The organism is Desulfosarcina sp., from assembly GCF_041551955.1.
In the GTDB taxonomy this organism is placed as follows: domain Bacteria; phylum Desulfobacterota; class Desulfobacteria; order Desulfobacterales; family Desulfosarcinaceae; genus Desulfosarcina.
Genome location: NZ_JBFELV010000211.1, coordinates 1 through 8,385, shown reverse-complemented (window position 1 = coordinate 8,385; position 8,385 = coordinate 1). Strand labels below are relative to the sequence as shown.

Genomic DNA, 8,385 nt, shown 5'->3' with positions numbered 1-8,385 from the left:
TGCCCTCTCCGAAAAACGACGGGGCTTTGCCGACCAGCACCTGGTTTTCCTGGGGCCGGTAAACCCACAACTCCCTGCCGTCAGTGATGATGGTCTGGGGATCCGGCACCAGATATTCCCAACGCATTTTCCCAGGCTGCCGGACCATCAGTCTGCCGGAAGCCGTATCGGTCACCGCCATAGCCTTGAGGATCGATTCTTGCTCGAAATCCGCCGTAAACCCGGGGACATTGTAGCGGGCTTCCACCCCGGCGATGATCGTGTCGATCGTCGGGTCGGCCGCTGCCGCCGACGGGGGTCGCGTCAGGCCGCAGGCGATCGCCAGCATCATCATGGCCATGATCAAAATAATGAATTTGGGTCCATCGGTTTTCAATCTGTCCATAAGGCCCCTCTCCTTTGCGGTCTATGATATGTCGCCAGCTTGACGGCGTCGGCCAAGCGATGACCTGACTACCCCATTTTATCCGGTTTGTAAACAGAATGGCCACGCGGTGGCTTACCGCAGCAACGATTGTATAGCCGCTTCGGCCGTAACCCTGTCCGATACCTGCCGAACCGGCGTTTCCACGGGCAGATCGATGGATTCGGTGTTTCCGAAAATCCTTAGGCAAATCAGGTCGATCAGGCGCATGCGGCGCATCAGGCCATCCGGTGAGCTATGGGGAGCACGCACCCCCTGCAGCATAAGGGTTTCCATGTTGGACCGGCCCAACAAGGCTTCGAACCGCCTGGCCTGCTGCAGACTGCGAAAAAGGGACCGTTTGCTCTCGATCAGCAGATCGAAAACCTCGACGCCCTCGCCGACTCTCTCCAGAAGGGGCAGCACCAGGTCCAGACAGGCCAGGTAATCAGGGTCGCTGTGGGCCATTCCTGCAAAGAACCGGCAAAGGAATTTTTGCCTGCCCGATGCCGTGCAGATGCCGGCATTTCTGAGCCTCACCTTGACAATGGGCCTCATGGACGCCGGCAGGCCCTTTTGGATGGCCGCCGCCACGCTGGGATCCATCTGCCAGGAGATACTCAGCCGGGCCAGGTATTGGGACTTGATAAAATCGGGCACCTGGATGCGGACCAGCGGTCTGCCGTCAGGCATGTTGACCCTGGCATGGATCGCCCGGGCCATCAGCCGGTCGTGAATCTGCCTTTCATCCTGGGCGGAAAACTGGGCGGCTTCCAACAGCGGTTCCAGGTCCATCTGAACGGCTTGATCCGGATAAAAGATCAGGTCCAGCAGGCTGTCCCGCTGACTGTCCGTATCGCCAGATAAAAACGCCGCCAGCCGGGCGGGTTCAGGGGAAAAAAGGGCCTCGTCGATGTAATCGAGGGTGGAATCGGTGAGGCACCCCCCATTTTCCAGCGCCTCGATGATCCGGGCAAGGCCCTCCCGCAGCATGGAATTGAATGGTTGCGTCATGGCCCGACTATAGCAGTTTTGATCGGAAAGAAACAGACAGAGAGGAACCTGTTAAGCGAAAACCCCGAACCCAGAATGTAGAACCCAGAACCCTGAACCTCTTTTAACGGCTCAGGTCGTATTTTTTCAACTTTTCCCGCAGTGTTTTACGGGTAATCCCCAACCGCCTGGCCGCCTCGCTCTTGTTGCCGTCGGCGGACGCCAACGTATTGACGATGGCCTCCCGCTCGATCCGTTCCAGGGGGATGTTGGCAGGAAAAGCACTGCTGGACAGGTCTGTATCGGATTCGTGCAGCCGCGCAGTCAACACGGCAAAGTCGCTCTCGTCCAGGCAGTTCGACCGAGCCAGCACCACAGCCCGTTCGATGGTGTTCATCAGTTCACGCACATTTCCCGGCCAGGGATGGCGAATCAACAGATCCATGGCCCGGGGAGAGAACCGCTCCACCGATTTGCGATTTTTTTCGGCAAAGCGCGTCAGGAAATAGGCGGCCAGCAGGGGAATGTCTTCACGACGCGCCCGCAGAGGCGGGGTTTTCAGCTCCACCACGTTCAGTCGATAATAAAGGTCCTCCCTGAAGGTGCCGGCCTTGACCATTTGCGACAGATCCTGATTGGTGGCCACGATGAGCCGGACATCCACGGGGATGGTCTGCTCCCCACCCACCCGGGTCAGTTCACGCTCCTGAATCACGCGCAGCAGCTTAACCTGCATGGAAACGGGCATCTCGCCCACTTCATCCAGAAACAGGCTGCCCCCGTCGGCCTGGACGAAACGCCCTTCTTTGCGGCGGTCCGCGCCGGTGAACGCCCCCTTTTCATGGCCGAAAAGCTCTGACTCGAGCAAGCTTTCGGTAATCGCGGCGCAATTGACCTTGACGAGAGGGCCAGCCTTTCTCGGGCTGTTGTGGTGAATGGCCGCCGCCACAAGCTCCTTACCGGTTCCCGATTCGCCGGTCACCATCACCGTGGCTTCGGAGGCGGCCACCTGGGCCACGGTTGCCATCAGGCGAACCATGGCAGGACTGCTGCCGATGATGTCCGGAGACTGAAATCCGGCTTCAAGCTGCCTCTTGAGTTGACGGTTCTCAGCGGTGAGACGGATATGCTCCAGGGCTCGTTCCAGGGTCAGCCTGAGTTTGTCGAAATCCAGGGGTTTGATCAGATAGTCGTAGGCGCCCTTTTTGAGCGCATCCACAGCCATCTCCACGGAGGCGTAGGCGGTCATCAATACGATGGGAATGGCTGGATTGATGGATTTGATCCGCTCCAGTGCCTCTATGCCGGAGACACGGACCATGCGGATATCCATCAGCACCAGGTCGATCGGCTGGGCCTGGACGGCTGCAACGGCCGCCTCCCCGTCATCCGCATCCACGATGGCATAACCCCAGTCGCCCACCAGGGTGCGCAGCATAGTACGATGGGCGGTGTCGTCATCCACGACCAGCACCCGGTAGAATTCGGCCATCATGCCTCCTTGTCAGCGGGCAGGGTGATCTCGACCATGGTACCCCCACCGGTTTGACTCTCCACCAGGATGCTACCCTGGTGGGCCTTGACGATGTTGTGAACAATGGCAAGCCCCAACCCGGTCCCTGTTCTTTTGGTTGAAAAATAGGGCTCGAAGATGTGGGGTTGATCCTTGGGGTCGATACCCGTTCCGCTATCCATGACCCGGATGGCGATGCTGCCGTCCCCGTCGGCCGCCACACGGACGGTCAGACGACCACCGCCCGGCATGGCATCCAGGGCGTTGAGCAGAAGATTGATCATCACCTGGTTCATTTTATCGGTATCCATATCGACGCACAGGCGTTCATCGGTCATGTCCAGAACCATGCTGACATTGGCCTGGCTGCTCTGAGGCGTCACCAGCTTGAAGACATCCTGAACGAAGGGCTTCAACGGCACCTGTTGAAAATGAAGCCGGAGCGGGCGGGAAAATTCCAGCAGCTGACCCACCACCCGGTTGAGCCGGTTTACCTCTTGAATCATGATGCCGGCGATCTCTTGATCCTTGGCGTTTTCCCGATATTTTTCCTTGAAATAAGTGGCAAAGCCCTTGATCGAACTCAAGGGGTTGCGGATTTCGTGAGCCACACCGGCGGCCAGCCGCCCCACCGAAGCCAGGCGCCGGTTTTTTTCCAGTTCCTGGCGAAGGGCACGGATTTCAGTGAGATCCTTGAACAAAATCACCTGACCGAAGCGTTGGCCGTTTTCATCGGCCAGAACGGCGGCGCTCACGTCCATGGGGATGCGACGGCCGTCGGTCACCGGGCACAGCAGTTCCTTTTCCACCAGACTGTCGGTGCCGGCCAGGGTATCTGCCAGTATCAAAGGGATGACATCATTGACAGCGAATCCGATCACATCCACGGCACGGACGCCCAGCGTGGCTTCAGCAACGGAGTTCACGGCGGTCACCCGGCCGTCCTGGTCCACGGCCACCAGGCCGATGGGCATGCGTGACACCAAGTTGTCGGAAAAAACCTTTTCGCGCGCCAGGGAGGCGCGGGTGGACCGGTAGTTCTGGGCCAGGAAAAGCAGCATCAACCCGGCACACCCCACCAACAGCAGAATCGCTCCCATCATCACGGTATGCCGCAAGTCGTCAGCATGGGCAGAATCGAGGGCATCGGTTCGAAATCCAACGAAAATCACCATGGGCGAGGCCTCCCGCTCGGGAGGCGGCCTATCCATCATTCGCGTCATGTGGCCGTGAATGGGACGGTTCGGCCCCTTGGCCAGCGGGGCAAATTTCCCGAAGATCTCGAAAACCGCCTTACCGTCCATGGAAGCAGTCCGACGCCAGGCAAGCGAAGTGGAAGCATAGATGGTTTCGAGATCCAGGCCCTCACCATAGTGGCCGCCCACTTTATCCCTTTGGCTATGGGCGATCACGGTACCGTCGATGCCGACCACCAGCAGGTGGGCAATGTCCGGCTGAGCCGCCGTCTCGACCAACAGCCGCTGCAGTTGGAACCCGCTGCCATGCCCGCCGCGCATGCCCATGCGCGTCCCGGCTTCAAAGGATCTGACCAGGGCGGCGCCCTTTTCCATCATCAGGTGGATGCTCTGCTTTTTTTGGCGATTGATGGTCTCCAGCGTCATCAAGGCCACGATGGGCAGCATCACCAGAACGGCACCGAGGATGAACCATGGCGAGAAACCCGAAAGGAATACTCTGAATTGATGTTTGTCCGTCATCATCCCGACCATTGAATACAAAAAGACTGCCAAGCAATCCGATTTTACCAAAAGTCCGATCGGACGGGCTCGTCATCCAACAGGTTGGATACCCGCCGAAGAAAACTGGAACCTTTTTACCCGGATCGACGATTCGACCTGGATCGTTTCGACCCACCCTACCCCAGGACCGATCGCTGCAGCCAATCCTGACAACGATTGAAAATCATTTTTTAGTTATTAGTATTAAAAGGTTACGATTTTCCCCGCCAAAAATCAAACTGATTTGGCACCAGGCTTGCTCAAGCAGGTTGTCGAAAATAGAAAACGGACATCTGTTCAACCAACCCGACTTTATGTCAAACCTGAAAGGAGTTCATCATGAAAACCAACAAACTGCGAACCGCATTGGCCAGCCTGGTAGCCGTCTCCGTCATCGCCGTGGGGGCAACCGCCTTTGCGGGCAAGGGAATGGGAAGCCAGGGCGATGAGCGCGGATATGGAGGTTGCGGCAAACAGAACCGCCAAGGTGGCTGCGCCTATGGCCAAATGAACGCAAACCTCACACCGGAGCAGCGCGAGCAGATGGAGACCGAGCGCCAGGCCTTTTTCGATGCCACCAAGGCTGAAAGACAGGATCTTTATGCCAAGCGGTTGGAATTGAGAGCGGAGATGGCCAAACGCCAGCCGGATATGAACAAGGCCTCGGCCTTGCAGAAAGCGGTCTCCGACCTTCAGGCGAGCCTGGATCAGAAACGCCTGGGCCACGTCATGGCCATGCGAAAGATCAATCCCGATGCCGGCAGGGGATGGATGATGGAAGGCCGGGGCATGGGTCACCATGGCATGGGCCAGGGGATGGGAGACGGACGAGGCAACTGCCCCAACCAGTAAAAAAACCGCTGTGAACCAACCATGCGCCGGGGAGTATCCACCCGGCGCATTTTCTTTGGCCCGAAACCGCCTTATCTACGCAGGATCAGCCGCCTCATGAACCAATTGGACCAGCGCGCTTATTTCTTCGATGCGGGCATTCGCTTTGAATGCCGGTGCTGCGGCGCCTGCTGCACCGGCGATCCCGGCGTCGTGCGGGTCAACAAACGGGAAACCGCCGAAATCGCCGCTTATTTAGGCATGTCGATATCGGCGTTTGGCGGTGCCTTTCTGCGTCCTTGGGGAAACGAACAGCGCATCAGAGAAGCTGAAGACGGCAGCTGTTTGTTTTTTGAGGAGGGCTGCCGAATCTATCCCGTCCGGCCCAATCAGTGTAAAACCTTTCCCTTCTGGTTTGCCAACCTGCGCGCCGAAACCCGATGGAATAAGATCCACAGCCAGTGCCCCGGCATCGGCAGCGGTCGTCTTTACACCAAAAACGAAATCCTCAATATCCTGGCAAACTGCATGTAAAAACCGCCCGTCGCTCATTTAAAGAAAGGACGATGAACGGTTTTTGTTGAATCGCTGGACAATTAAGCTAATCGTGAAAATATACCTACTCCCGAAACATGGTCTTAAAATTTAGGATCCGTGTTCAGGGCAAGGCTTGCAACGGTGAAAAAGCGGAGCATACACTTGGTTTGTGAGCATTTTTCGCCGCTGTGTAACGCAGCCCTGGGCACTGAGGCTATTTTTAAGATCGTGTTTTAGTCGTTCATTCGGTAGGCCCCTCTGAGCGCGTAAACATGCTTCTCCCAGATCCGGTTGAAGCGCTCCGGATTCACCGTGGGCTTTTTGATCATTCGCGTGCAAATGTCCATCTGTCTGGCCGTGCTGCTGGTCTTGCTGTATAGGAGAAGGGCGAATTTGGAGAAATCCCGGATCATGTAATCGAAGACCTGGTCCATCAAGTCGTCTTCCACCGCGTCGATTCCGGCTTTTTCGATGAGCAGCTGGCCGTAGGCCACCAGGGTGAAAAGTTCCCCCAGATTGAGCAGAAAATCGATGTCCTTGATCTGCTCTTTGTCCGGAGTGGCGGTGGCCAGCAGTTCCACCAGCAGGGCGATCTGCTCGTTGAAGATCGCGATGTTGGGCAGGTCCAGGCTGTTGTAGGCAAGCCGGTAGTCGTGGAATTGAATTTTGCCCAGGCCCCGGGTGGGCCCCTGATTGAACAGGAAGTCGTCGTTGACGGCGGCGTTCATTTTCCCGATCACCGGGAACTGCCCCGGGTTGAAAAAGTAGTTAGCCATGAACTTGACGATCAGGGCCATGTTCACGTGGACAGTGCCCTCCAGCTTGGGCAGAGCGCGGATGTCCCGGGCCGCCATCTCGAAGTAGGTGTCCTTCTCAAAACCCTTGGCCGCAATCACATCCCACAGCAGATTGATCACCTCTTCGCCCTGGGTGGTCACCTTCATCTTCACCATGGGGTTGTAGAGCAGATACCGCCGGTCGTCGGCCGAGGCGCTGCGCAGATAATCCGCAGCCCGTGCGGCAAACATGCGCATGGCACACAACCGGGTATAAGCATCCACGAACAGCTGGCGAATATGGGGGAAATCGGTCACATAGTGCTTAAACAGAAAACGCCCGGCCGCGTGGTCGATGGCCTCGTAGAAAGCGTGGGTGCAGATGCCGATGGAGGCCCAGCCCAGGTTGTATTTACCCACGTTGATCGTGTTTAGGGAGGAGTCCCATGCCTCGCTGCCCGTGGTGAGGATGTCGTCGTCGGTCAGGGGGTAGCCATGCAGGGCATACTCGGAGACGTACATCTGGGAGTTGACCACATTCTGGACACATTCGTAATTCTCGTGTTTGGAATCCACGGCGAAGAAGACATATTCGTCGGTTTCCGAATTCTTGGCAAATGTGGAGACCAGCGCCGCTTCGTTGCCGTTGCCGATGTAGTATTTGCTCCCATCGGCCCGGTACTGGCCGTCCCCGATCGGAGTCAGGGCCATGTCGCTGGCATACAGGTCCGCCCCGTGCTCTTTTTCCGATAGCCCGAAGGCAAAAATCCCGCCCTCCTCCAGCAGCCTGGCCGCCTTTTGCTTGACCGCTTCGTTTTTACCCATCCAGATGGGCCCCAGCCCCAGGATGCTCACCTGCCAAGTGTACCAGTAAGCCAGGCTGTAAAAGCCTAAGATCTCATTAAAGTCCATATTGCGATAGGTGTCCCACCGGCATCCCTCACCGCCGTATGGGACCGGGGTCAGCAGGCTGGAGAAAATATGCTCCTTTTTGATGAACCCGAGAAAATCGTCGTACCAGACCCGCTCGTGATCGTCTTGTTTGAGTTTTTTCTTTCCCTTGGCCTCAAAGAAATCGATGGTTTTTTGCATGATTTCCCTGGATCGCGGGTCCAGGTGGTCGAACCCCGCCTTCTTCGGATTGAACAGCATGGAAACCCCTCCTCAGATCTTTATATTGCCGCAGCGGTCAATCCGTGCGGGCGTTTTTCCAGCCATGGAACACCGGCCATGTTGGCAACGTTAACATAGACCCCCTAACCCACCAAAACGGGTTCTGTCAATGGGTGATGGCCAATGGGCGCGTCTTCTGCTATTTATTTTCGGGCCTATAACCCAAAAAATGGTGAATCTTTGTGGATAGATGATAAGCGTACCTTTACAGAGCGGGCTTATCTAAATCAAAAATCGTTCAACAAATAGAAATAATAACAAATATTATTGTATGACCTTTTTATGGGTCATAGATCCGTTTATTTTTGACGGATTCAAAGAAAAGTCAATTTCTATCTGATCGAAGGCCTTAACTTATCAGCAGATTGGAGAGCAATGACCCGAACGCGAATTAAGGGCATCATCACTTGGCCGGAATTG

Annotated in this window: 7 protein-coding genes; 2 read left to right on the top strand and 5 right to left on the bottom strand. The window is 56.5% G+C overall.

Annotation, left to right across the window (positions count from 1 at the left end):
• From ABYV26_RS15430 to ABYV26_RS15415, 4 genes are all read right to left on the bottom strand, one after another.
• Nucleotides 1-385, bottom strand: a 385-nt coding sequence (locus ABYV26_RS15430; protein WP_372682252.1) for an outer membrane lipoprotein carrier protein LolA, incomplete at its 3' end; no start/stop codon positions are given.
• Nucleotides 386-499: 114 nt separating this feature from the next.
• Nucleotides 500-1,417, bottom strand: coding sequence for a hypothetical protein (locus tag ABYV26_RS15425; protein WP_372682251.1), 918 nt, complete (start codon nucleotides 1,415-1,417; stop codon nucleotides 500-502).
• Nucleotides 1,418-1,520: 103 nt separating this feature from the next.
• On the bottom strand, nucleotides 1,521-2,888 hold the full coding sequence (locus ABYV26_RS15420; protein ID WP_372682250.1) for a sigma-54-dependent transcriptional regulator: 1,368 nt from the start codon (nucleotides 2,886-2,888) through the stop codon (nucleotides 1,521-1,523).
• Complete coding sequence (locus ABYV26_RS15415; RefSeq protein WP_372682249.1) at nucleotides 2,888-4,627, bottom strand: ATP-binding protein; 1,740 nt, start codon at nucleotides 4,625-4,627, stop codon at nucleotides 2,888-2,890. The genes ABYV26_RS15420 and ABYV26_RS15415 overlap by 1 nt, the downstream gene beginning before the upstream one ends.
• Before the next feature lie 360 nt (nucleotides 4,628-4,987).
• On the opposite strand from ABYV26_RS15415, the gene ABYV26_RS15410 reads away from it, so the two are divergent.
• On the top strand, nucleotides 4,988-5,500 hold the full coding sequence (locus ABYV26_RS15410) for a Spy/CpxP family protein refolding chaperone (protein WP_372682248.1): 513 nt from the start codon (nucleotides 4,988-4,990) through the stop codon (nucleotides 5,498-5,500).
• A 96-nt stretch (nucleotides 5,501-5,596) separates the two neighbouring features.
• Nucleotides 5,597-6,013 (top strand): YkgJ family cysteine cluster protein, encoded by a 417-nt coding sequence (locus tag ABYV26_RS15405; protein WP_372682247.1) that lies wholly within the window; start codon nucleotides 5,597-5,599, stop codon nucleotides 6,011-6,013.
• A gap of 236 nt (nucleotides 6,014-6,249) precedes the next feature.
• On the opposite strand, the gene ABYV26_RS15400 is transcribed toward ABYV26_RS15405, so the two are convergent.
• Nucleotides 6,250-7,944, bottom strand: a complete 1,695-nt coding sequence (locus tag ABYV26_RS15400) for an acyl-CoA dehydrogenase (RefSeq protein WP_372682246.1) — start codon at nucleotides 7,942-7,944, stop codon at nucleotides 6,250-6,252.
• Between the last annotated feature and the right edge of the window lie 441 nt (nucleotides 7,945-8,385).

What these genes read in the sequence shown, in the direction of transcription:
- ABYV26_RS15410 (WP_372682248.1), top strand. Translation starts at nt 4,988, where the DNA reads ATGAAAACCAACAAACTGCGAACCGCATTGGCCAGCCTGGTAGCCGTC.
- ABYV26_RS15400 (WP_372682246.1), bottom strand. Translation starts at nt 7,944, where the DNA reads ATGCTGTTCAATCCGAAGAAGGCGGGGTTCGACCACCTGGACCCGCGA.
- ABYV26_RS15415 (WP_372682249.1), bottom strand. Translation starts at nt 4,627, where the DNA reads ATGACGGACAAACATCAATTCAGAGTATTCCTTTCGGGTTTCTCGCCA.
- ABYV26_RS15425 (WP_372682251.1), bottom strand. Translation starts at nt 1,417, where the DNA reads ATGACGCAACCATTCAATTCCATGCTGCGGGAGGGCCTTGCCCGGATC.
- ABYV26_RS15420 (WP_372682250.1), bottom strand. Translation starts at nt 2,888, where the DNA reads ATGGCCGAATTCTACCGGGTGCTGGTCGTGGATGACGACACCGCCCAT.
- ABYV26_RS15405 (WP_372682247.1), top strand. Translation starts at nt 5,597, where the DNA reads ATGAACCAATTGGACCAGCGCGCTTATTTCTTCGATGCGGGCATTCGC.